This window comes from Paraburkholderia sp. SSBN10T, assembly GCF_056619545.1.
In genome coordinates, this window is the sequence record NZ_JBWQQI010000001.1 from 22377 (window position 1) to 44549 (window position 22173).

Annotated in this window: 17 protein-coding genes; 13 read left to right on the forward strand and 4 right to left on the reverse strand. The window is 60.9% G+C overall.

All coding sequences use genetic code 11. The features are described 5' to 3' along the window. The first annotated feature begins 26 nt into the window (after positions 1–26). The 4 genes from AC1ECK_RS00095 to AC1ECK_RS00110 all read left to right on the forward strand — a co-directional run bounded on the left by AC1ECK_RS00095 (position 27) and on the right by AC1ECK_RS00110 (position 4962). Entirely contained in the window at positions 27–1055 is a 1029-nt protein-coding gene (locus AC1ECK_RS00095) for an ABC transporter permease (protein WP_480314667.1), read from the forward strand. A 152-nt stretch (positions 1056–1207) separates the two neighbouring features. Next, positions 1208–2212, forward strand: a complete 1005-nt coding sequence (locus AC1ECK_RS00100; RefSeq protein ID WP_480314669.1) for a substrate-binding domain-containing protein — start codon at positions 1208–1210, stop codon at positions 2210–2212. A gap of 156 nt (positions 2213–2368) precedes the next feature. After that, positions 2369–3901, forward strand: a complete 1533-nt coding sequence (locus tag AC1ECK_RS00105; protein WP_480314671.1) for a sugar ABC transporter ATP-binding protein — start codon at positions 2369–2371, stop codon at positions 3899–3901. Between the two features lie 14 nt (positions 3902–3915). Further along, complete coding sequence (locus AC1ECK_RS00110) at positions 3916–4962, forward strand: ABC transporter permease (RefSeq protein ID WP_480314673.1); 1047 nt, start codon at positions 3916–3918, stop codon at positions 4960–4962. Positions 4963–5020: 58 nt separating this feature from the next. Here AC1ECK_RS00110 and AC1ECK_RS00115 read toward each other — a convergent pair whose 3' ends face one another. Both AC1ECK_RS00115 and AC1ECK_RS00120 read right to left on the reverse strand, forming a co-directional pair. Beyond that, a complete protein-coding gene (locus AC1ECK_RS00115) occupies positions 5021–5377 on the reverse strand; it encodes a hypothetical protein (protein ID WP_480314675.1) in 357 nt (118 codons plus the stop codon). A gap of 90 nt (positions 5378–5467) precedes the next feature. Continuing rightward, positions 5468–6775, reverse strand: a complete 1308-nt coding sequence (locus tag AC1ECK_RS00120) for an MFS transporter (protein WP_480314677.1) — start codon at positions 6773–6775, stop codon at positions 5468–5470. A gap of 281 nt (positions 6776–7056) precedes the next feature. Here AC1ECK_RS00120 and AC1ECK_RS00125 point away from each other — a divergent pair, with 281 nt between their 5' ends. From AC1ECK_RS00125 to AC1ECK_RS00155, 7 genes are all read left to right on the forward strand, one after another. Then, positions 7057–7833 (forward strand): hypothetical protein, encoded by a 777-nt coding sequence (locus AC1ECK_RS00125; protein WP_480314679.1) that lies wholly within the window; start codon positions 7057–7059, stop codon positions 7831–7833. A 153-nt stretch (positions 7834–7986) separates the two neighbouring features. After that, positions 7987–10926 carry a putative bifunctional diguanylate cyclase/phosphodiesterase gene (locus AC1ECK_RS00130; protein WP_480314681.1) on the forward strand — a complete coding sequence of 980 codons (2940 nt, stop codon included), beginning with the start codon at positions 7987–7989 and terminating at the stop codon, positions 10924–10926. 6 nt (positions 10927–10932) lie between these two features. Continuing rightward, entirely contained in the window at positions 10933–11400 is a 468-nt protein-coding gene (locus AC1ECK_RS00135) for a TIGR02594 family protein (RefSeq protein ID WP_480314683.1), read from the forward strand. Between the two features lie 26 nt (positions 11401–11426). Then, complete coding sequence (locus AC1ECK_RS00140) at positions 11427–11951, forward strand: N-acetyltransferase family protein (protein WP_480314685.1); 525 nt, start codon at positions 11427–11429, stop codon at positions 11949–11951. A gap of 55 nt (positions 11952–12006) precedes the next feature. Further along, positions 12007–12909 carry a hypothetical protein gene (locus tag AC1ECK_RS00145; protein WP_480314687.1) on the forward strand — a complete coding sequence of 301 codons (903 nt, stop codon included), beginning with the start codon at positions 12007–12009 and terminating at the stop codon, positions 12907–12909. A gap of 439 nt (positions 12910–13348) precedes the next feature. Beyond that, entirely contained in the window at positions 13349–15499 is a 2151-nt protein-coding gene (locus AC1ECK_RS00150; protein WP_480314689.1) for a tetratricopeptide repeat protein, read from the forward strand. 167 nt (positions 15500–15666) lie between these two features. After that, positions 15667–16068 carry a VOC family protein gene (locus AC1ECK_RS00155; RefSeq protein ID WP_480314691.1) on the forward strand — a complete coding sequence of 134 codons (402 nt, stop codon included), beginning with the start codon at positions 15667–15669 and terminating at the stop codon, positions 16066–16068. A gap of 38 nt (positions 16069–16106) precedes the next feature. Here AC1ECK_RS00155 and AC1ECK_RS00160 read toward each other — a convergent pair whose 3' ends face one another. Further along, positions 16107–16832: a DeoR/GlpR family DNA-binding transcription regulator gene (locus AC1ECK_RS00160; RefSeq protein ID WP_480314693.1), complete on the reverse strand. Its 726-nt coding sequence runs from the start codon at positions 16830–16832 to the stop codon at positions 16107–16109. Positions 16833–17108: 276 nt separating this feature from the next. Between AC1ECK_RS00160 and AC1ECK_RS00165 the strand changes: the two genes are divergently transcribed. Further along, positions 17109–17540 carry a DoxX family protein gene (locus AC1ECK_RS00165; protein WP_480314695.1) on the forward strand — a complete coding sequence of 144 codons (432 nt, stop codon included), beginning with the start codon at positions 17109–17111 and terminating at the stop codon, positions 17538–17540. Positions 17541–17656: 116 nt separating this feature from the next. On the opposite strand, the gene AC1ECK_RS00170 is transcribed toward AC1ECK_RS00165, so the two are convergent. Beyond that, on the reverse strand, positions 17657–19126 hold the full coding sequence (locus AC1ECK_RS00170) for an MFS transporter (protein ID WP_480314697.1): 1470 nt from the start codon (positions 19124–19126) through the stop codon (positions 17657–17659). Positions 19127–20753: 1627 nt separating this feature from the next. On the opposite strand from AC1ECK_RS00170, the gene AC1ECK_RS00175 reads away from it, so the two are divergent. Continuing rightward, on the forward strand, positions 20754–21938 hold the full coding sequence (locus AC1ECK_RS00175) for a hypothetical protein (RefSeq protein WP_480314699.1): 1185 nt from the start codon (positions 20754–20756) through the stop codon (positions 21936–21938). Positions 21939–22173 lie beyond the last annotated feature (235 nt).

Below are 22173 nucleotides of genomic sequence, written 5' to 3' on the forward strand. Positions count from 1 at the left end.
GCAGTCTGAAGGAGTCTGTCTTCACCATGAAGTCCTCGTTCGCTGTTGGAAAACTGTTCGGCGACCGGCAACTGAATTTCCTGCTGGCCGTCAATGTCCTCGTGGTGCTGGTCGCGACGGGTCTGTCGCACGGCCAGTTCGTGGATATCGACAACCTGCAGTCGATGGGCGGCCAGTTGCCCGAACTCGGCCTGCTCGCGCTCGGCATCATGCTTTCGATGATTTCGGGCAACGGCGGCATCGACCTGTCGGGCGTCGGCCTCGCCAATCTGTCGGGCATGGTCGCAGCGCTGCTGGTGCCGAAGCTCATCAGCAGCGACGCCTCGCCCGTCGCCTATACCGCGCTGTTTTGCGCGATCGTGCTGGCCATGGGGCTGCTCGGCGGTTTGCTGAACGGCGTCGTGATCGCGAAGCTGCGGCTCACGCCGATCCTTTGCACGCTCGGCACCCAGTTGCTGTTTACCGGCATCGCCGTGGTGTTGAGCAACGGTGCGTCGGTACCGGTGGAATACGTCGACCAGCTCTCGGATATCGGTAACGGCACGGCGTTCCAGGTGCCGATTTCCTTCCTCATCTTCATTGCCGCGATCGTCGTGCTCGGCTGGCTGCTCAGGCGCAGTCCGTTCGGACTGCGTCTCTACCTGATGGGCACCAATCCCAAAGCGGCGTTTTACGCGGGCATTCCGCGCGCCCGCATGTTGATCGCCACTTATACGATGTGCGGCGTGCTGGCCTCGCTGGCCGGTCTGATCAGCGCCACGCATACGTCGAGCGCGAAATGGGATTACGGCAATTCGTATTTGCTGATCTCGATTCTGATTGCGGTGATGGGCGGTGTGAATCCCGCCGGCGGCCGCGGTCGCATCATCTCGGTGTTCTTTGCCGCCACGGTGCTGCAGTTTCTCGCGAGCCTGTTCAATCTGCTCGGCGTGTCGCAGTTCTTCGGCGATTGTGCATGGGGCTTTCTGCTGTTGTTGTCGCTGGCGTTCGCCGGTGGCGAGCGGGTGAGTGCGATCTTCGGTCTTGCGCGCCCGGACGCGAGCGCGAAGCGTTAGCGGCTGTGACTGCTTTGGCGCTTGGGCAAGGTTGAGTAAAGATTTAAAAGCGGGTTTAGCAGGAAGCGGGTTGAGTACGCGGCGGACATCGGAGCCCTGGATGTTCGCAACCGTGAAGCAGGGCGATAGCGAAAGAAAAAAGGAGACATGGCATGAAATTGAATCGACTGAGCGTCGCGATCGCCGCAGGCGTTTTCGCGGTAGGAGTCATCGCCGCGGCGCAGGCCGCGACCAACGAGACGATCGTCACCGTGGTCAAGGTAACCGGGATCAACTGGTTCAACCGGATGGACGACGGCGTCAAGCAGTTCGGCAAGGACAACCCCGGCGTCACGGTGTATCAGACCGGCCCGGGCCAGGCCGACGCGGCCCAGCAACTGAAGATCGTCGAAGACCTGATCGCCAAGAAGGTCGATGCGCTGGCGGTAGTGCCCTACGATCCGCCGACGCTTGAACCGGCACTGAAGAAGGCGATGGATCGCGGCATCAAGGTGGTCACGCACGAGGCCGACAACGAAAAGAACACGATGGTCGATATCGAAGCGTTCGACAACACGGCGTACGGCGCGGGTCTGAACGAGCGCCTCGCCTCGTGCATGCACGACGAAGGCAAATGGGCGGTGCTGGTCGGCTCGCTGGGCAGCCGCTCGCAGGTGCAATGGGCGGATGGCGGCATCGGCAACGCCAAGGCAAAGTATCCGAAGATGGATCTGGTCGAGCCGAAGCTCGAAACCAACAACGACGGCGAGCGCGCCTATGAAGTCGCCAAGGAAGTGCTGCGCAAGCATCCGGACCTGAAGGGCTTCCAGGGCTCGTCGTCGCTGGATGTGATCGGCATTGGCCGCGCAGTGGAAGAAGCCGGTATGCAAGGCAAGATTTGCGTGTACGGCACGGGTCTGCCGACTGAGGCCGGCAAGTTCCTCGAAAGCGGCGCGATCAACGGCATTGCCTTCTGGGATCCGAAGCTGGCGGGCATCGCCATGAACAAGATTGCGCTGATGCTGACCCAGGGCAAGACCGTGCACGACGGCGACGACCTGGGCATTCCGGGTTACACCAAGGTGAGCGTCACCAAGGGGCCGGGCAAGGGCATTATCGTGCGTGGCCAGGGCTGGGTGAATGTCGACAAGTCCAACTACAAGAACTTCCCGTTCTAGGCGCGACTCGCGTTGTTGCTGTGCGCCGGGCCGTGCCTGAAGCAGGAAAACAGGGTGCGCTCCGGCGTTTGCCGGGTATGTTGCCGATTCTTGTGTAACGGTGCGTCCGCCCATGTATCGGATGACGGACGCATCTTTGAAGGTTGCGGTGGAACCATGAATTCAGACGCTGCTTCTGTGCCGTTCCTGCAGGTTGTCGGTGTGCACAAGCGTTTTACCGGCGTGCACGCGCTGCGTGGCGTGAGCCTGTCGTTCGAGCGCGGGCAGATTTATCACCTGCTGGGCGAAAACGGCTGTGGCAAGAGCACGCTGATCAAGATCATCTCGGGCGCGCAGCCGCCCGATGAAGGCGAGCTAGTGATCGAGGGCGTGCGGCACGCGCGGCTGTCGGCGCTGGAGTCGCTCGCGGCGGGCATCGAGACGGTGTATCAGGATCTCTCGTTGCTTCCCAATATGAGCGTGGCCGAAAACGTTGGGCTGACCTCGGAGCTGGCCGAGCACAACGGCCGCCTGACCCGCACCTTCGACCGCCGCGCGCTGGCGAATACCGCTGCGCGGGCGCTGGCCTCGGTCGGCCTGGCCGGCGACGCGGCGTTCCAGGCGACGCTCGTCGAACAACTGCCGCTCGCGACGCGTCAGCTTGTCGCCATTGCGCGGGCGATTGCGAGCGAAGCGAAGTTCGTCATCATGGACGAGCCCACGACGTCGCTCACACAGAAGGAAGTGGATAACCTGATTGCCGTGCTGGGCAATCTGCGCGCACACGGCGTGACGGTATTGTTCGTCAGCCACAAGCTGGACGAATGCTATGCGATCGGCGGTGAGGTGATCGTGCTGCGCGACGGCCAGACCATGGCGCAGGGGCCGATCACGAACTATACGAAGGCGCAGATCAGCGAGTTGATGACGGGGCGGCATCTGTCGAGCGAGCGTTATCGCGAAGGCGCTTACGGGCAAGAAGTCGTGCTCGACGTGAGCGGCTTGACGCGCAACGGGCAGTTTGCCGATGTCTCGTTTGCGCTGCACCGTGGCGAGATTCTCGGCATCACGGGCCTGCTGGATTCGGGCCGCAATGAACTGGCGCGCTCGCTCGCGGGTGTGGCGCCGGCTCATCACGGCGAGATCGTGCTCGACGGCAAGCGCATTACGCTGCGCACGCCATCGGACGCCAAGGCGCACCGCATTGGTTATGTGCCGGAGGACCGGCTGAACGAAGGGCTGTTTCTCGACAAGCCGATTCGCGACAACGTGATCACCGCGATGATCTCAAGCTTGCGGGACCGCTTCGGCCAGATCGACCGGACCCGTGCGCAAGCGCTCGCGGTCGAGACCGTCAAGGAGTTGCAGATCGCCACGCCGGATGTCGACAAGCCTGTCCAGTCGCTGTCGGGCGGCAACCAGCAGCGCGTGCTGATCGGCCGTTGGCTCGCTATCGATCCGCGCGTGCTGATCCTGCACGGGCCGACGGTGGGCGTGGACGTCGGCTCCAAGGACATCATCTACCGGATCATGCAGCGCCTGTCGCAGCGCGGTATCGGCATTATCCTGATCAGCGACGACCTGCCCGAACTGCTGCAGAACTGCGACCGTATCCTGATGATGAAGAAAGGACGCGTCGCCAACGAATATCAGGCCGACCGATTGAACGAAGCTGACCTGTATCACGCGCTGCTGTCGGAAGCTGCCTAAAGGATGTCACTCGCATGAACCCGCGCTTGAACCAGACCATGACCACTCCCACCGTCATCGACATCGCACCCGAGGTGAAGCCGCCGGGCGTGCGAGCGAGGCTCGCGCGTAACCCCGAGTGGTTTACGGCGGGGCTGATCGTCGTGATGTGCATCGTGGTGGGTGCGATCAACCCGCGCTTCTTTCAGCTCGCGACGCTGTTCGACATGCTGCATTCGGCGACTACGGTATCGCTGTTCGCACTCGGCACGCTGGTCGTGCTGGCGTCCGGCGGCATCGACGTGTCGTTTACGGCGATCGGCGCACTGACCATGTACGCGATTACCAAGGCCGTGTTCGCCTGGTGGCCCGATGAGCCGTTTGCCTTGATCCTGATTACCGGGGCGCTCGGCGGCATCCTGCTCGGCTTGGTCAACGGCATGCTCGTGCACCGCCTCAAAGCCCCTTCGCTGATCGTCACCATCGGCACGCAATATCTGTATCGCGGGATTCTGCTGACCTTCATCGGCACTACGTTCTTTATGAACATTCCGCACAGCATGGACCGCTTCGGCCGCATTCCGTTGTTTTTCTATCAGACCGCGGACGGCTTGCGCGCCGTGCTGCCGGTTTCGGTGCTGGCGCTGGTGGCGGCGGCCGTGCTCACGTGGTGGCTGCTGAATCGCACCATGATGGGCCGCGGCGTCTACGCGATGGGCGGCAGCCTTGCGATTGCCGAGCGTCTTGGCTACAACCTGCGCGCGATCCATCTGTTCGTGTTCGGCTATACGGGCATGCTGGCGGGGATCGCGGGAATCTTGCACGTGTCGAATAACCGGCTCGCGAACCCGTTCGATCTGGTCGGCTCGGAACTCGATGTCATCGCCGCGGTGATCCTGGGCGGCGCACGCATCACGGGCGGCACCGGCACCGTGGCCGGCACGTTGCTGGGGGTGGTGCTGGTGACGCTGATCAACAACGTGCTGATCCTGGTCGGCGTGCCGAGCACCTGGCAAAAGGTCATTATCGGCGCGTTCATTCTCCTCGCCGGCTCGCTGTTCGCGTTGCAGCGTAAGGCTTGATGCGTTCGGCGCTCAGATAGTGGGCGCTGGCCGGGCCGCCTGCGCCCACCCCAACGCGCTACAGCGCGTACTGCAACAACAGGTCGAAACCTAGTACCACGAACGAACAGCCAATACCAGCCAGTACGTTCGCGACCCGATGTTCGAAGTCGGGATGACGGGTGATGCCCGCGCCCGCGAGAAACACCACTTCCACGAGGATCTGCAGGCCGACGAACGTCAGCATGAGCAGGAATTCATAGCCCATGTACCGGAAGTTCGCGAAGTTCATGCCGTAATCGTAGATCCACCGCCCGACCCGATAAGCCTCATAGGCCAGCAGCAGGATCGGGAACAGGTAGCTCGTCACATAGGTGGGTACCGTTGCGTGGCGCAGCTCGAGATGAAAGTGGTGACCGTGTTGAGCGGTTTGCATGTCTCCTCCGTTTTTGCGTCAGTCTCGGGGCCATCTTCAGGGTTTGACTGACGCTCCCTGGAAAGGTGCAATTCGGGGATATCTGACGAACTACGCTCCACGCGGTTCGTCTTCATGGCCGAGCGACTGGACGTGTCTTAACTCGGGAAACAGTTTCATCCATAGCAATGCTACGCCGATTGTCGCGACGCCGCCGATCAGCACGGCCGGTTGCGCCCCCCACCATCCTGCGGTCACGCCCGACTCGAACTCGCCAAGCTGATTCGACGAGCCGATAAACAGCGAGTTGACGGCGCTGACGCGTCCGAGCATCTCGTCCGGCGTGCGTAACTGCACGAGCGAGAGGCGCACCACGACGCTGATCACATCCGCGGCGCCGAGCGTGGCCAGCGCCAGTAACGAGAGCAGAAACTGGTGCGAGAGACCGAACACAATGGTCGCCGCACCGAATGCGATCACACCGCCGAACATGGCGGCCCCCGGCCGGCTACGCAATGGAAAGTGCGCGAGCCAGATGGTGCCGCTGAGCGCCCCGAGCGCCGAGGCCGAGCGCAGCAGGCCAAGTCCGAGCGGTCCCGCGTGCAGGATGTCGCGAGCGAACACCGGCAGCAGGGCCGTGGCGCCGCCGAACAGAACGGCGAACAGATCGAGCGAAAGCGCCCCAAGAATCACCGGCTGCTTGCGGATGAAAGCGATGCCGGAGAAGACGGAAGCCAGCGTCACGGGCGCGCGGGTGGAGGGCTTCGCCTGTAGTGGAATACCCGACACCAGGGTGGCGGCACATGCAAACGTCAGCGCGCAAACGAGGTACGCCGGGGTGGGGCCGATGCCGTAGAGCAGACCGCCCAGGGCGGGCCCGACGATCTGCGCGGTCTGGCCGGCCGAGGTCGCCCATGCCGTGGCTTGCGGCAGTTGGGCGCGCGGCACCACACCGGGCAGCAGCGACGAGACGGCGGGCGACTCGAAGGCGCGCGCCGCGCCGACGCACGCGGCCAATCCATAGATGACGGGCGCGCTCAGCCAGCCGCCGACGGTCCCGAGTGCGAACAGCAAGGCAGCGGCGGTTTCGGCGCATTGGCAGATTGCAGCGATGCGCCGGCGGTCATAGCGATCGGCCACCTGGCCGACCACCAGCGTCAGCGTGAACATCGGTAGAAATTGCGCAAGACCGAGGAGGCCAAGCGCGAAGGCGCTATGCGTGAGCGCGTAGATGTGCCATCCCATGGCGACCGCGAGCATCTGGAAGGACAGCGACGACAGCACCCGGGTAAGCCAGAAGCGCTGAAACGGCTTGCTGCGCGGCAGGCTTTGCGGTGCCGCGCCATCTGTCTCGCTGGACGTTTCGTTGGGTGCCTGGATGCGCGGTTGTGCGGCCGGCTGATCAGGTTGAGGAGTCATCGTTGCGCCGCCCGGCGTCGGTAAAGGACGCCAAGTTTAGTGCATATGTCGTGATTGGGTGCGAAGACAGGGCCGGCTCGCAGCCGCGGTATTCGCGGCCTTGTTTCAGCGCTGAAAATCGATCGTCCGTACGCTGAATTGTTAAGTTTCTCTAAAACATTAGATAGGACTCACCCGTAATTTTGAGTTCGTGAGAGCCTAGTTTCGTCGTGCTGACGCACGGATTGACGGCGTGCCCGGTGCGGCAATTTCTTCTCTTGTCGCTCAAATGGGGTTACAAAATGGATCGTCTTAATCCTGCAGTATTAATTTCCGAATCTCTTGGCGGACAGACTATCGACCCGGCAAGTTTGGACATCTCGACGGAACGGAAAACGGAAAGAATGCCGTTCACCATTCGGATCGTCGCGGACCATCAGTCCCTTCAAAAAGCGGTTGTGATGCGGAAGCTGGCTTACAGCCGGCATCTGCCCGACTTCGCTCGCAAAATGACTATAGAAGAAGGCGATCACGAGCCCGGCGTGGTCGTGCTGCTGGCCGAGTCCAGACTGGACGGCGGCCCGCTTGGCACAATGCGAATTCAAACCAACCGGTTCGCACCTCTCGCGGTGGAACAGTCGGTCGTATTGCCCGGCTGGTTGCAGGGAGTTCGTCTGGCGGAGGCCACCCGGCTTGGCGTGGCGGGCGGCACCATCGGACGGATGGTAAAGATCGGTCTATGCAAGGCGTTATTCTTATATTGCCAGCAACAGCAGATCGACTGGATGGTCATTACCGCGCGCTCGCCATTGGACCGTGAGTATGAGGCGATGCTCTTTTATGACGTGTTCGAAAAGAATGCATTCTTGCCGATGGCCCATGTAGGGGGAATACCCCATAGGGTACTTGCCAAGCCGGTGGCGGTCGCCCGCCAGCGGTGGGCCGAGGTGCGGCACCCGTTATTTCAGTTCGTGTTTCAAACACATCATCCGGACATCGATTTATCTCCGGTAGATTTATCTTTTGAGCCAGAAACGGTAGGATGCCCGGAGGCTTCGCACAGTGCTCACGGCAGGTAAAACAAAATAGTCCGATCAGCAGGCCAATTCATGTACCGTGGCGATGGCGGAGCCGAATCAGAATCAGTTCTGCCATTGCCCAAGTCGAAGCTCTGCCGCAACAGGGGAATTCCAGATATGGAATCGGCGACTTTCTTTTCACGGTCAAGGTACATGCGTGCGGGGTCGTTCATCGACTGGCTGCTGTTCGCATTCTCGGTATATTGCGTGCCGGCGCTTATCGCGGCCGCCACAGTCGTTGCACTTGTGTGGGCGCCCCGGCAATTCGAGTCGCAAGGGTCGGTCATCGTCGATCTGCATGTGCTGCCGGACGCGACTAGCTCGCTCACTCCCGCCGGGGCGTTGCACGCGCTAACGGGCGAGCTGCAGGCGCCGCCCACCAGGCGCTTCAGCACCCATCTTGCCGAGACCCCGTTCTGGTTCCTGCTCGACCCGCCGGTTGTGAGTCCGGGGCAGCCGACGTTGATCGAATTTCCCTCGCGTCATGCGCAAACGCTCGCCTGCTGGGACGCCGCGAGCCTGGCGCCACTCGGTCAGGGCGACCGCGCAGGCACCCAGGGCAAGATCAGTCCAGTCAAGGCGGGCTTCGAACTGGCGCTCGACACGCCGGCAACGCAGGGCGCCATCTTGTGCCGCGGCACGTTCTCCGGTCCCGCCTATCTGAGCGTGCTTGCCTGGAATGCGCACGATCTCGATCGTTCGGCGCTCGACTTCCAGGAAAGCTCCGCATTGATCGCCGGCGGACTGCTGACGCTGGCCGTGTTCGTGTTTGTCACGGCACTGATCAATCGCGAATGGACCTATGTGATCTTTGCCGTATGGCTTGTCGGCAACCTGCGGCTCTGCGCGAACGCGATGGGTTGGGACATGGAGTGGATTGGCCGCATCATCCCGCCCGGTCATATACAGTTGCTGCGCCAGGCGACGTTCGCTATTTACTATCTGCTCACGGTGTCGCTGTTCGGCCAGTTGTTCCGTCGCGAGCTGAAGGTGGCGGGCTTTCGCTGGATGCTGCGCATCGTGCAGTACAACGGCCTGCTGTTGCTCGCCGCCGCTGCGACACTGCGCTACGCACAGTTCGTTCCGGTGCTTTGGGCGCTGAGCAGCGTCGGCATGGGCGTGCTGATCTTTCTGCTCGCACGGCTCGTATGGATGACGCGATCGCGCACTGTGCTGTGGTATGTGGCATCGATGGCGGTCGTGCTATTTGCTACGTTTTCCGAAGTATTGGGCGCCGCCTTCGGCATCAAGCTGCTGTTCGGCGGCGTGAATCCGGTGATCGCCGCACTCTCGTCGAGCATGATGGCGGCGTTTGCGATTGCCGAGCAGATGCGCGCCGAGCGCGAGCGGCGCCGCCAGATGCAGACGGAATTGCGCAATACCTACGACGTCGCGCCAATCGGCCTCTTCACGCTCGATGAGAGTGGCCGGTTCGTGCGAGCGAATCCCGCGTTGCGCGCGATGCTCGAATTGCCCAAGACGGAATACAAGGCCCGGTACTGGAAGGACTTTTTTGAAGCGGGAGCATGGGACGCCCTGCAGGCGCTGGCCCAGAAGGGTAGCGAGGGTGAACTCGAAGTGAGCGGTTCGCTCGAGCGGGGAACGAACGAGCGGCGCTATTCGCTCAAGGCGACGCGCTCGAACGGCTGGATCGAAGGTTCGTTGCAGGATGTCACCGAACGTTCGAAAGCGATCGAGCGTCTGCATTTTCTGGCCGAGCACGATCCGCTCACCGGCTCGCTGAACCGCCGGGGCGTGGAACTGGCGATCGCGGCGCAAAGCGAGGAACACACGCCCTGGGCGCTGGCCTATATCGACCTTGATCGTTTCAAGCTGGTCAACGACCTCTTCGGGCATCGCGCCGGCGACGAGGTGCTCAAGCAGGTCGTGGTGCGCACCCGCTCGCTCGTCAGGCCCGAATACGCGGTGGGGCGCATCGGCGGAGACGAGTTTATCTGCGTGATGAGCGACACGAACATCGACGAGGCGATTGCCCAGTGCCGCGAACTCATCTCCTTGCTCAGTGCGGCTCCGTACCAGGTCGGCAACTGTGCGTTTCAGGTCAAGGCGTCCATTGGCCTCGTGGAGTGCTCGCACGGCGTGCGGGTGCAGGACGCGTTGTCGAATGCCGATGGCGCGTGCCGGGAGGCGAAAGGCGTCGCGTACGGCCATCTGGTCACCTATCGCAACGGCGCGGCGGCGTTCGAGGAGCGCGCCAAGGAACTGATGCTGGTCGAAACGCTTGGGCAGAACCGCTTGCCCGCGGGCCTGTTCCTCGTCATGCAGCCGATCATGTCGCTCACGGCGCCGACTGAATCGCTCGACTTCGAAGTGCTGCTGCGCTGGCGCGCGCCGGATGGCTCGACGCTACCGGCCGGCAAGGTGATCGTTGCCGCGGAGGAGTCCGGCAACATTGCTGCCATCGACAGGTGGGTGTTGACAAGCGTGCTGGAATGGATCGAGACCAACCGGCAGGCGTTGCCGAATACACGTTTTGTGTGTGTCAATCTGAGTGGCGGCTCGCTCAATGATGAGCAGTTCATGGAAGATATCTTTGCCTTGTTCGCGCGCTACCGCTCGATTGTTCGCTACCTTTGCCTCGAAATCACGGAGAGCGTGGCGCTGCACGATCTGGAGAATACCCAGCGATTCATTGCGCGGGTTCACGACATGGGCGGCAAGATCGCGCTCGACGATTTCGGCGCCGGTTATACGTCGTTCAAGTATCTGAAGGGACTCTCGGCGGACGCCTTGAAGATTGACGGCGAGTTTGTCCGCACAATGTGCGCGCATCCCGCGGACACCGCCATCGTGGAAGCGATCGTCGCCCTCGCGCGCAATCTCGGCATGCGCAGCATTGCCGAGTGGGTTGAAGACGCGGATACTTTGCGCGCGCTGAAAGAGATCGGTGTGGACTATGTCCAGGGGTTTGCGATCGCGAGGCCCCAGGAGAGCGCTGCGATCCTGGCTGCCAGCTCGGCGGGTAGTTTCATCAAAGACCCGGCTACCCAAAGCTTTGTCGACAGTCTGCTCGATCCCGCACCGGCGATCGAAGAGGAATACGAAGTACGGGCGCGAGCCGGTTTGCACTAAACAACTATGAACGATCTTCAATATTGCTTCGATGCAGGCAAGGAACCCCCATGGCTCGCCGTCGCCCGCATGGAAAACGGCGTGACCCAGTATCCGGTGGGGCAAAGCAATCCGCGCATTACCGAATACCACGCTCACACCAACATTCGCGGCTACGACGACAAAGCTTCGTGGTGTTCGTCGTTCGTCAACTGGTGCTTCGCGCAACTCGGGATTGCCGGTACGCGCTCGGCACTGGCGCGCTCCTGGCTCGAATGGGGCGAGCCGCTTGCACAGCCGGCTTTAGGATGCATCGCCGTCTTGTACCGCGACGAACCGGATAGCTGGAAAGGACATGTTGGGTTTTTCCTTAGAGAAGACGCTGACAGCGTGTACCTGTGGGGCGGCAATCAGCTTGGCCGCGTCTGTGAGAACGCGTATCCGCGCGAGTCCGCGTTGGCTTATCGCTGGCCTACCGGGCGTTTCTTTGGATAAGATCGCTGGCTTGATGTCGCAAGGGGATGGCGGGGATGCGGATTGATATACGCGAGGCAACGGCCGAGGATGCCGAGGCTATTGCTGCGATTCATGTGCCGACCTGGCAGGCAGCCTACGAAGGGATCGTACCGGCAGAATTTCTCAAGGATCTGAGCGTTGCGGCTCGCACCGAGGGATGGCGAAAAGCGCTTGAGAAAGGGCGTATTCGTGTGTTGCTGGCGCACGCGGAGAACGTGCCCGTCGGCTGGATCGCGTTCGGCGCCTGCCGCGATGCGGATAAGGACAGCCAATGGGCCGAAGTGGAAGCGTTCTATGTGCTGCCGGCATTCTGGGGGCAAGGCGTGGGCAGGCGCTTGAGCGATACGGTACTAGCGGTGCTGGGCGATGCGGGCTACAAGAACGTTGCCCTTTGGGTATTGGCGGAGAATCATCGTGCCAAGGCGTTCTACGAACGAGTCGGCTTCGTCCCGGACGGAGCGGGCAAGTCGATAGAGATTGGCGGTGTGTCGCTGAGCGAACTTCGCTACTATCGTGCCTTGGCCGAGTGAGCGCATGAGCAATGCTGTTTGAATGGCGTGATTTTCTAATCGAGGAAAGCGGACGATGACGATCGCAGACGAAATCAGCCGGCTCATGCAGAATCACGATGAAGACCCGCAAGCGGCTGCCGAGCAACTGCACCGGATCGCAGAGTCGTCCATACCGGCCGACCAGCTTGGGCGCTTCACCTGGCTAGCCAATCACGTGGTCGGCGAGCTTCACAAGCGCTGGCCGGAGGCTCATGAACTGATCGCGAAGGCAGTCTCGGGTCACGATTCGTTGCCGCTGGCGGTGTTGCGCAACGCCGCGGTTTCAGCACATCTGAGCGGTGATTTGTTAGCGGGCATCGCGCTCGAGCGCCGCATGGCGCAGCAGGGTCTGCGTGCCGATCAGGCCGCGACGGTCGTGCGCGCGGCGGCGCTCAGTTTCCTCGTGACCCGTGAGCGTGCGATTGAAGTGGCAGTGGCCTTGCAGGCGGTGGTCGAAGCGCTCGAGCACTGCGAGGCGCCAAAAGACGCGGACACGCTGGTGGCGGGGAGCCTCAACAATATCGTGTCGGCGCTGCTGGAGCTGGATGACGAGGCGCTCGCGCGTGCGCCGCTTCGCGAGGCGATGGTCGAGGGCGCCTTTGCCGCGCGCGAGTTCTGGTCTCGCGCAGGAACGTGGATCAACGAAGAGCGGGCCGATTATCTGTGTGCGCTGGTATTCAACCGCCTTGGCGAATTTGCCAAGGCATTGGAAGCGGCGGAGCGCGGCCGCTTGCTGATCGAAACCAACGGAAGTGAAGACGTCGACCGTGCCTTTCACATGCTTGAATCGGCGCGTGCGCTGTTTGGACTTGAGCGGCGAGCCGAGGCAGCTCAATTGCTGCAGCAAGCGTCGGCGATTGCCGAAAGCTGGGACGACAAGTCTTTGCAGGACTGGTTTGCCGGAAAGGTCAAACCGTTGCGCGAGATGCTTGGTTAGGCGAAGCCACTTTATCTGGTGTTCATGCTTTTTTGAAGTGGTCACGCTGAGCACGTCCCGCTTGTTGATGCGCCCGTTGTCGGAATCGACCATGTTCAGTTGGCTATGCCCGCCGGAGGAGAAGCGATGGCGAGACGTTTCTTCGGAGACATTCTCGGGCTTGGCGAGTTGCAGAAGCCGGTGGATCTACCGCCGATCCGATCGGCAACCGCATCGAACTCCTCGAGCCGATCCGCTAAAAACGGCCGCTGGATCTCTCCACCGCCCCATCCATTGAATAGCGTGCTTCAACACGCTCATTTCTGCCCATCGCGGGGCCCGTGCTTGCCTTAACCTTGTCATGGGGCGCTCCGGCCAAACGGCGGGCGTCCCCACGACGCATCCGCACCGGAAAAGCCTTCCGTGACCTTACAAACGCTGAACCTGGCAATCCCCATTCATGACTTCGGCATCGACATTAGCGCCCTCCAGCCCAGCCCCTCATCAGTTGGCGGTTGCGCTCTGTTCGGCCGGAAAATTCGCCGAAGCCGCGGCGTTGCTGCAGCCGGTGCTCGGCTCGCGCGACAGCGTCGACCAGCACACCTTGGTGGAAACGTTGAACGTCGCAGCCGTCTGCGCACTCGGTCTGAACCAGTGGACGGATGCGGAGAATTATTGGCGCGAGTCGATCCAGCTTCAGCCCGATTTCGTCGACGCGTATAACAGCCTCGGCATTCTGCTGAAGGGGTTGAACCGGCTGCAGGAAGCGGAGGCGATGTTTCGCAGCGTGGCGGCGATCCATCCCGACCAGCCGCAGGCCTATAACAATCTCGGCGCGGTCCTGTACGGCCTCAAGCGATTCGACGAGGCAGAAGCAGGCTACCGCAAGGCGCTCGCGCTGCGCCCCGATTACGCCGAGGCACTCTACAACCTGGGCATCGTGCTCTACGATCACCATCGCTTCGGCGAAGCGGAAGAGGTGTACCGGCGATCGCTGGCGGTGCGCCCGGCCTGTGCCGAGGCACATAACAACCTCGGCAACGCACTTAGAGAACTGGGCCGCGTGAGCGAGGCAGAACAGGCTTACCGGCAAGCGCTGACGGTCCGCCCGCAGTATGCCGAGGCGCTCAATAACCTCGGCAGCGTGCTGAAAACGCTCAATCGGCTACCCGAGGCAGAACTCGCCTGCCGGCTCGCGGTGACGATTCGCCCGGACTATCCTGAGGCGCACAACAATCTGGGCAGCGTGCTGGGTGACCTCAAGCGGCCGGCCGAAGCCGAGGCGTCGTACCGTCAGGCGCTGGCGCAGCGCCCGAATTATGCGGAGGTGCACTACAACCTCGGCATCGTGCTGCACAACCAGGAACGCCTCGCCGAAGCGGAAATGGCGTATCGCCAGGCGCTCGCCATCAATCCGGTTGGCGTCGAGGCGTACAACAACCTCGGTGGCGTGCTGCAGGTCCTCGACCGCTTGCCTGAGGCTGCCGCGGTTTACCAGCAGGCGCTTGCGTTGCGTCCGGATCTCATCGAAGCGCATTACAACCTCGGTAACGTATTCAAGGAACTCAATCGCCTGGCCGACGCCGAGGCCTGTTACCGGCGAGCGATCGCCATCCGCGCCGACTATGCCGACGCCAGTTTTGCGCTGAGCACGTTGCTGATCAGTCTTGGCCAGTTCGAAGAAGGATTTCAGCTTTACGAGTGCCGTTATCGGAAGCAGCATTTCATCTATTGCAAAACGCCTGGTTTGCTGCCTTGTCCGCAGTGGCAAGGCGATACGCTCGCGGGCAAGTCGTTACTGATCTGGCAGGAAGACGGCCTCGGCGACATCCTGCAGTTCGCGCGCTATCTGCCGCTCATCAAGGCGCAAGGCGCCGCTCATATCACGGTAGCGTGTGTTCCTGCTCTGCACCGCTTGCTGGCAACGGTGGAGGGCGTGGACGCCGTGTTCGATCACGAAAGCGCATTGGGCAAGGCCGCGGGATTCGATTACTGGACCAGCCCTCTCAGCGCACCGCTGCATTTTCGTACCACGCTGGAGACGATTCCGCCGGTTACGCAACTGAAGCTCGCCCCGGCGCTCGTCGAGCATTGGCGTGCACGGCTGGCGATGTTGCCCGCGGGACGCAGGATCGGCGTTGTCTGGAAGGGCAACCCGAGGCACCTGAACGACGCTAACCGGTCGCTGCCTTCGCTCACTGCTCTGGCGCCGCTGTGGAGCGTCCTAGACCTTTGCTTCGTGAGCCTGCAAAAAGGTCAGGGGGAGGACGAGGGGCGCTCGCCGCCCGCTTTTCAGCCGTTGCTGCATCTCGGCTCTGAGGTGGCGGATCTGGCGGATAGCGCGGCGATCATTGCCGGGCTCGATCTAGTGATTTGCGTCGATACTTCGATCGCCCACCTTGCTGCGTCATTGGGCAAGCCTTGCTGGGTCATGCTGCCTGGGCAGGGGCTGGATTGGCGCTGGATGCATGAGCGGACCGATTCGCCGTGGTATCCGCAGACGCTGCGGCTCTTCCGGCGCGGATTCGAGGAGGGCTGGCCAGCGGTGATCGAGCGTGTGCGGGTAGCGTGCCTGGAAGAGTTTTCGGTTGCAGTTGCTTCGGATGACTGAGAATGCTACGAGCGACCGCGCCGCTGTGAAAACCCGCTACGTGGTATTTTGTGAGGGCATCAGCCTAGGGCCAGCGCAAGCCCGTTATTAGCGTGAACAGGCCCTAGCATTGCCGGCGCTGCGAACTGCGTCCGGCCACCTCAACCGATACGCTATCCCTCACGATCATGAGCTTCTCCGTAGACACTCTCGACCACGTCGTTCTAAACGTAGCGGATGTGGAAGCCAGTGCGCAGTGGTATGTCCGCGTGCTCGGCATGCAGCGCGTCGACTTCGAGTCGCGCACCGGCGTACGGGTCGCCGTTCACTTCGGTGCGCACAAGATCAATCTGCGCCCGAAGGACGCCGACATCGTCGCCTGGTTCACCGGCGTGGCGCCGGTGCCGGGCAGCGCGGATCTGTGCTTTGTGACCCAGGCGAGTCCCGATACGGTCAAGGCGCATTGGCTGACGCAAGGCATCGAAATCGAAGCGGGTCCCGTGCCACGCTCCGGCGCGCGCGGGTCGATGACCTCGGTCTATTGCCGCGATCCGGACGGCAACCTGATCGAAGTGGCCACCTATCCCTGAACCGATGACACGCTAAGACGAAGGGCGCATCGCCACGCTCATTTACGCCGGCGCAGCTCCTGTCCCTTCTCTGTGATGATCGAATCGAAATCGTCGATCTGCGAGAAGCGCACCGCTTTGACGACGCCGAACTTGCTCGTGTCCACCACGAGATGCCGCTCGACGGCGCTCGCCATGGCCGCCTGCTTGAGCGCGACTTCGTGGAAATTCCAGCACGTCACGCCGCGCGCCTCATCCACGCCGCCCGCGGAAATAAACGCCTTGTTGATGCCCATGCGGCGCAGCATCTCGATGCTCTCTTCGCCGGCGAACGAATCCGATGACGGCACGTACACGCCGCCCAGCAGGATCATGCGGACGTTCGGTTTGCGCCTCAGGATTTCCGCGACGTTCAGCGAATAGCAGACCACCGTGACATGCCGCTCGGCGGGAATCAGCCGAGCGAGCGTGGTGAGCGTGGTGCCGCAATCGATGAAGAGCGTTTCATTGTCGGAGATGAGTTTCGCGGCGTATGCCGAAGCCTCGGCCTTGGCCTGCGCGAAGTGATCTTTTTCCTGTTCCAGCGAATAGCCGGCGGTGTTCGGCACGTCGGTCGCGCTGACGATATAGCCGCCTAGATAGGTGAACTGCCCGGGGCTTGCGGCCACGTCCCGGCGTACCGTCATCTCCGATACGCCGAGCAGCGCGGCCGCGTCGCGCAGGCGCATCACGTTTTGTCTGGCCAGCGCGTCGGCGAGCGCGCGAAGGCGATCAGTTTTCAGCATGGAAGTCCTGGGGCCCGTGACGCACAGGTGCGTTATATTTTGTTCGAAATCGTGAAAGGATTATAACAATAGCCGGCGTGCGCGGCGAGCCATCGGGAGAGCAATCAGGTCGCCGATCGAGGGTGTTGGGTAGGAGAAATCTTTCGTGATAGCGGGCAGCGGGACGCGTTTTTGCTTGGAAAAGTGCCTCATTGGACATATTCTGACAAGCAACTCCCGGGAACTGACAGGGTGCCACCCGGTCTTCTCCTTATTCATCTAAAGGAGTCCTCTCTCATGACGCGTCCCGTCGATTCCGGCGTAATCTTCCTCGCCCGTTTGGCCTTGGCCGTTTTGTTCCTGTGGGGCGGTGTGATGAAACTCCTGGGGTACGCGGGTTTTGTCGGGTACTTGCAGGGCAGGGGCGTGCCGTTCGTGCAAATCGCGGCTCCGCTCGCCACCGCTGTCGAGGCGCTGGGTGGTCTGCTGCTGGTGCTTGGCTTCAAGATTCGCCCGCTGGCGCTCATCATGGCCGTATACACCGTGGCGACCGCCATCCTCGGACACGATTTCTGGAACGTGACGGACCCGGCCATGCAACACGACATGGTGATTCACTTCTGGAAGAACATCGGGATTGCCGGTGGCTTCCTGCTGCTGTTCGTGACCGGCGCTGGTGGTATCAGCATTGACGGCGCCCGCGCGCCGCGCGGCGGCTTGCATCGCTGACGGACCCGGCGCGTGCGAGGGGCCACGTTCATGCGCTACGCCTAGCCCAGCACCCATCAGACATAACGCCCACGCTACGTAAGCCGCGTGGGCGTTGTATTTCGTACGGCCCTGCTTTAACTGCGTTCGGTGGCCCGCACAGGATTCAACGTACGCGGCTTGCCCTCATGGTGTTGCTGCGCATGCGGCTCCGGATGAACGAGGCAGGCCAGCGCGAGCGCGGTGAGCAGCAAGCACGCGGAAATCGCCGTGGCCGCTTGCATGCCGAACACGATATGCGCGGCGCCGGCCCCACTCACCAGCGCGCCGAACGCGGCCACTCCCACCGCGCCACCCGCTTGCCGCGCGGTGTTCAAGACCGCGGATGCCGTGCCCGCGCGCTGCCGTTCGACTGAGGCCAGTATGGCGGTGGTCATGGCCGGTACCGCGAGACCCATGCCCGACGGAATCAGCAGGAACGGCAGCAGCAGCCCGATCAACGGCGTGGTCGCGCTCACGAGGTGCAGCAACCCATAGCCGAGGCCAGCGGTTAGCGCGCCGCAGATCATCGGCACCCGCACGCCATAGCGCCCGACCACCCAGCCGCTGAGCACGTTCGACACGAGGAACCCGCCCGTCAGCGGCAGGAAGGCGAGGCCGGCCTGCAGCGGCGTGTAGCCGCGCACGCGCTGCAGATACAGGCTCAGTACGAACACCATGCCGTAGTACGTCAGGTTCACGCAAATGCCGAACAGTACCGCCGCGCTGAAGGTGCGCTTGCGGAACAACGAGAACGGCAGCATGGGCGCCGCGATGCGGGTTTCGGTCATCGCGAAGGCGATCCCCGCGATGAGCGCAAGGCCAAAACCGCCCGCGACGAGCGGATCGGCGAGGCCAAGCGGGCGCCATTCGATGACGGCGCCGGTAAAGGCGGTCAGCGCGACAATGGCAAGGCACTGACCTGCAAGGTCGATACTGCGCGCCGGCTGTGCAGCGGCAGGCGACTGGGCCGTGTGTGCTGTGCGGGCCGAAGGAACGCACGCGAAAGTGGCGAGCAGGCCGGCCGCGCACAACGGCAGATTGACGAGAAAGATACTGCGCCAGCCGAAGGCGGCAATCAGCAGACCGCCGACCACCGGACCCGCCGCGATCGAAATGGCGCCGGCGGCGGTCCACAGGCCCACGGCGCGCGCCCGCAGCTTTGGATCGTGTCCGCATGCCTGATTGAGCAGGGCCAGCGAGTTCGGTAGCATCGCGGCCGCGCCGATACCCTGCAGCGCCCGCGCGGCGACCAGCGTCGCGCCGTTGAGCGCGAGTCCGCAGGCAAGCGAGGCGAGCGCGAAGGTCACGATGCCGCCGGCATACATACGGCGCGCACCAAGCCGGTCGCCGAGCACGCCGGCGGACAGCATCAGCACGGCGAAGGCGAGCGTGTATGCGTCGACGATCCATTGCAGGCCTGCGACGCTCGCGTGCAGATCCGCGCCGATCCTGGCGAGCGCAATGTTGACGATGGTCACGTCGAGTTGCGTGACGACGAACCCGACGCTGACCGTCGCAACAAGGCGGGCGATGGCGGGGGTGAAGGGGGCGGTAGGGGTATTCATGAGAGACATCGTAGCCACGCCGGGCACGCGATGTTTCGATGCGGCGTGAAGTATCGATGTTGCGGGTAAGCGCAGGCGAGTCTGTTACGGAGCGGGGTGACGCTGGGTCGCCGGTGCTGTGTCGCCAGCAGGACGGACGATAACGGATCGGGGAGGTGCGCCGCGCGCAGGAGTGGAGCCGGGCTTGGGTTAGCCTGGCGCTTGTGCGAGCAGTTGGTGCTCTGAATCGCCGGCTGGTGACGTGCAAACTAAATCTGTTATGGAGAATCTCTTCAACTTATTGATTGTTAACGAATATATTTCGTTTGGCGTTTCGGGTTCGAACAAATAAATTTGACTTGGGCAGCGCACGCTTCTTCCCACAAGAGACAAACGAAATCTGTTCTGGATGCGGAACAATGTCGGTATCTTGATTGGTCTAGCATTTGATCCGGCAGCAAACGGCTGATCCGCGCGACTGCGTGGAAGGTACAGCCTCGCGCTTACAATGTAGACATGCAGCTTGTGCAGATTTATCGACCTTGCGTGAAGAGGCCTCCGTATGCGAACGATTATGAGACATCGTCGGTCCGGCTATTTCCATCCGTCATGAAATTCGGAATGCACGAATCTGAGGTAGGGTGGGATAGGCCCGCGGCGGAAGAGGCAGAAGCGGGCGTCAAGTTCAGGCGGACAATCGAAGTACTAAACCTTACGCCAGTAAATCTGCAAAAGTTGTGTATCGCCATTCTGGAAGAGAAGCGCTCGCCAGAAAGCTGGCGTGCAGAGGGCCGCGCAGTCACCCCACAGCACTCCGGGAAGCACCTCCTTCTCAGCGTCGGGCCGCAACATAGCGCTGTCACCGGTGCAAAGCGAATAGATCAATTGGGCCATCAAGCCTCAAGTAAAATGTAATCAAAATCGGACAGCCACGAGAATCTGCTGGTTATAGCAATTTGCCGGATTGTTTACAAGTAGTCTCTCGTGGCACGGCCAACGAACTTGACGTCAGACGAGTACTCCAAGCAACCTTAGCGCCGCTTCTTGCGCGGCAGTCTCCTGCTAGATGCTATGGGAGGGCTGCGTCAGTCGCATCCATTTTGCGTGCTCCTTCGGAGAAAACGAGTCTGGAACTCCCGTTTTACTCCGGCGGGCATACTTCCATAGCTCTCCCATAGCATCTAAATTCTGCAAGCGCGCCTAGGATTTTTCGGCACCCAATGCAATTGGATCTATAGGCGAACCTGCGTTGATGATTTACCTGTGGGCTCCGTTTGGCTTTCCAAGGTGCAGTGTTCTTGCGATGAACTGTCGCCGTGTGTCAGTACGACGATCAGATTTTCCAACGCCATTCACGATGACCACTAGGCAAAAAGCTGTAAAGGTCCAACCCACCTCTTACCAGCGGTACGTCTCTTGGCAGATAACTAACCCAACGCGGCGAAACGATACTAGCTTTTTGTGTTGTTTTGCCTCCGGGCAGGGACTATGCTTCTCTTCGGATCGCTGAGGAATTCCTTCGTGCTGTGGCGAACGGGTACGTATCTGTTGGAAAACATCGTCTTTGGAACATACCGATCGCGCGCCATAGTTTCGAAATTCCGATGCCGACCGGGAAGGCCACACGGACAAAAATGAGGAGATCTACGTGAACCGAAAGATGACCGTGATCGCGGCAACTTTGGCTCTCAGCGGTTGTGGAGGTAATCTGTATGAGAGCGACAGAACATACAAAGAACCTGAAGGCTCGGATATATTCCTCATGTCTTATTATAGTCACGTAGATTCTCACATTCTGGTCGCGATACAAAAGCCGGCAAGTGGTCCGTCTCCCAAAGATAATGAGGCATCTGGGAGCGCTGCCACCGTCGTGCCCACGGAAAATTTGACGGCGTATTCGCTGACCGTAAGCGTAGTAAATGTCCCATCTAAACAGCGATATCTTTATTTTATAAATAGGTCCCTCTATAGTAGTTCGGTGGAATTCACGACCAATCTAGTCGGGCAACCGTCTAAGTCTGATACTGGTTCGCAACAGATGCTAACGTCTGCGCTTAGTGAGATTGGGCAAACCATTGGAGAGCTGGCAAGTGCAGCATCAAAATTTGGAGGGTTCGCAGCGGTAAAAAACCCTCCCAGCAATGGATTGCTAACCGAAAGCGAGTTGCCACGAGAATGTGCAAAACGAATGAGTGAACTTGTTCCCACGTACAAGGTTATTGATGTGCCTACTCTTACAGATAAAGAAGGAGAGATTTCGACATCTCTAAACCGTATAAGTGAAGAGCCTATTGAAGACGAAATCATAGAAAAGAGTCCAACCAAGCCGAACGGAGTCAAGCGTGGGGTTAGCGATATCCTAACTATATATTTGAAGATCCAGGGTTGTGCCCCACCTGATCCTTATGCGTTGCTTCGACAAGGCGACCAAAACCAGAATCCGGATAGAGCCACGACCAACGGATTTTGGGTTTATGACCCTTTGCCGGTAGCCATTACACCGATGTGCGGGAGCCAGGCTTATCCGGATGGAGTCGCGATCGGCGCGATGCAGATTTTCACGGTATATCGATATGCGCATGCGGTAAACCCGCAGCGCAAGTTTTGGACAAATCCACAAGATACATATACGCTTTCCGACGGGATCATCACCGGTCATAAGTTTACTGACCAGAGCGCACTAAAGACTGCGGTCGATTTGATTACCAGCCCGATTCGTTCGGCACTTCCGTCGGCACAAACGACTACCTCGGTTCAAGTCCAAACCGGTGGGGGAAAGCCAGATCAGACGACAACGTCAACTTCGACCCAAGTTAGCGGACCAAAACAATGAATGAATTGAAACTCTCACGTGTTTCGGCACCCAAATCGGCGCACAATCTAGCTGACACCTTAAGTTAGAACTTTGCTGAGTGCAAGGAAGCAAGACAGAAAAAAACGGAAATTTAAGTTCGGATCGGACGGGCGATACGAATAAGCAGTGATAGTACTTAGGAGGGGCAGGTGAAACCCCAGAGAAGACTGAGAGATTGAAGCGCAAGGTTGTAGCAGTTGCAGCTGAACATGCC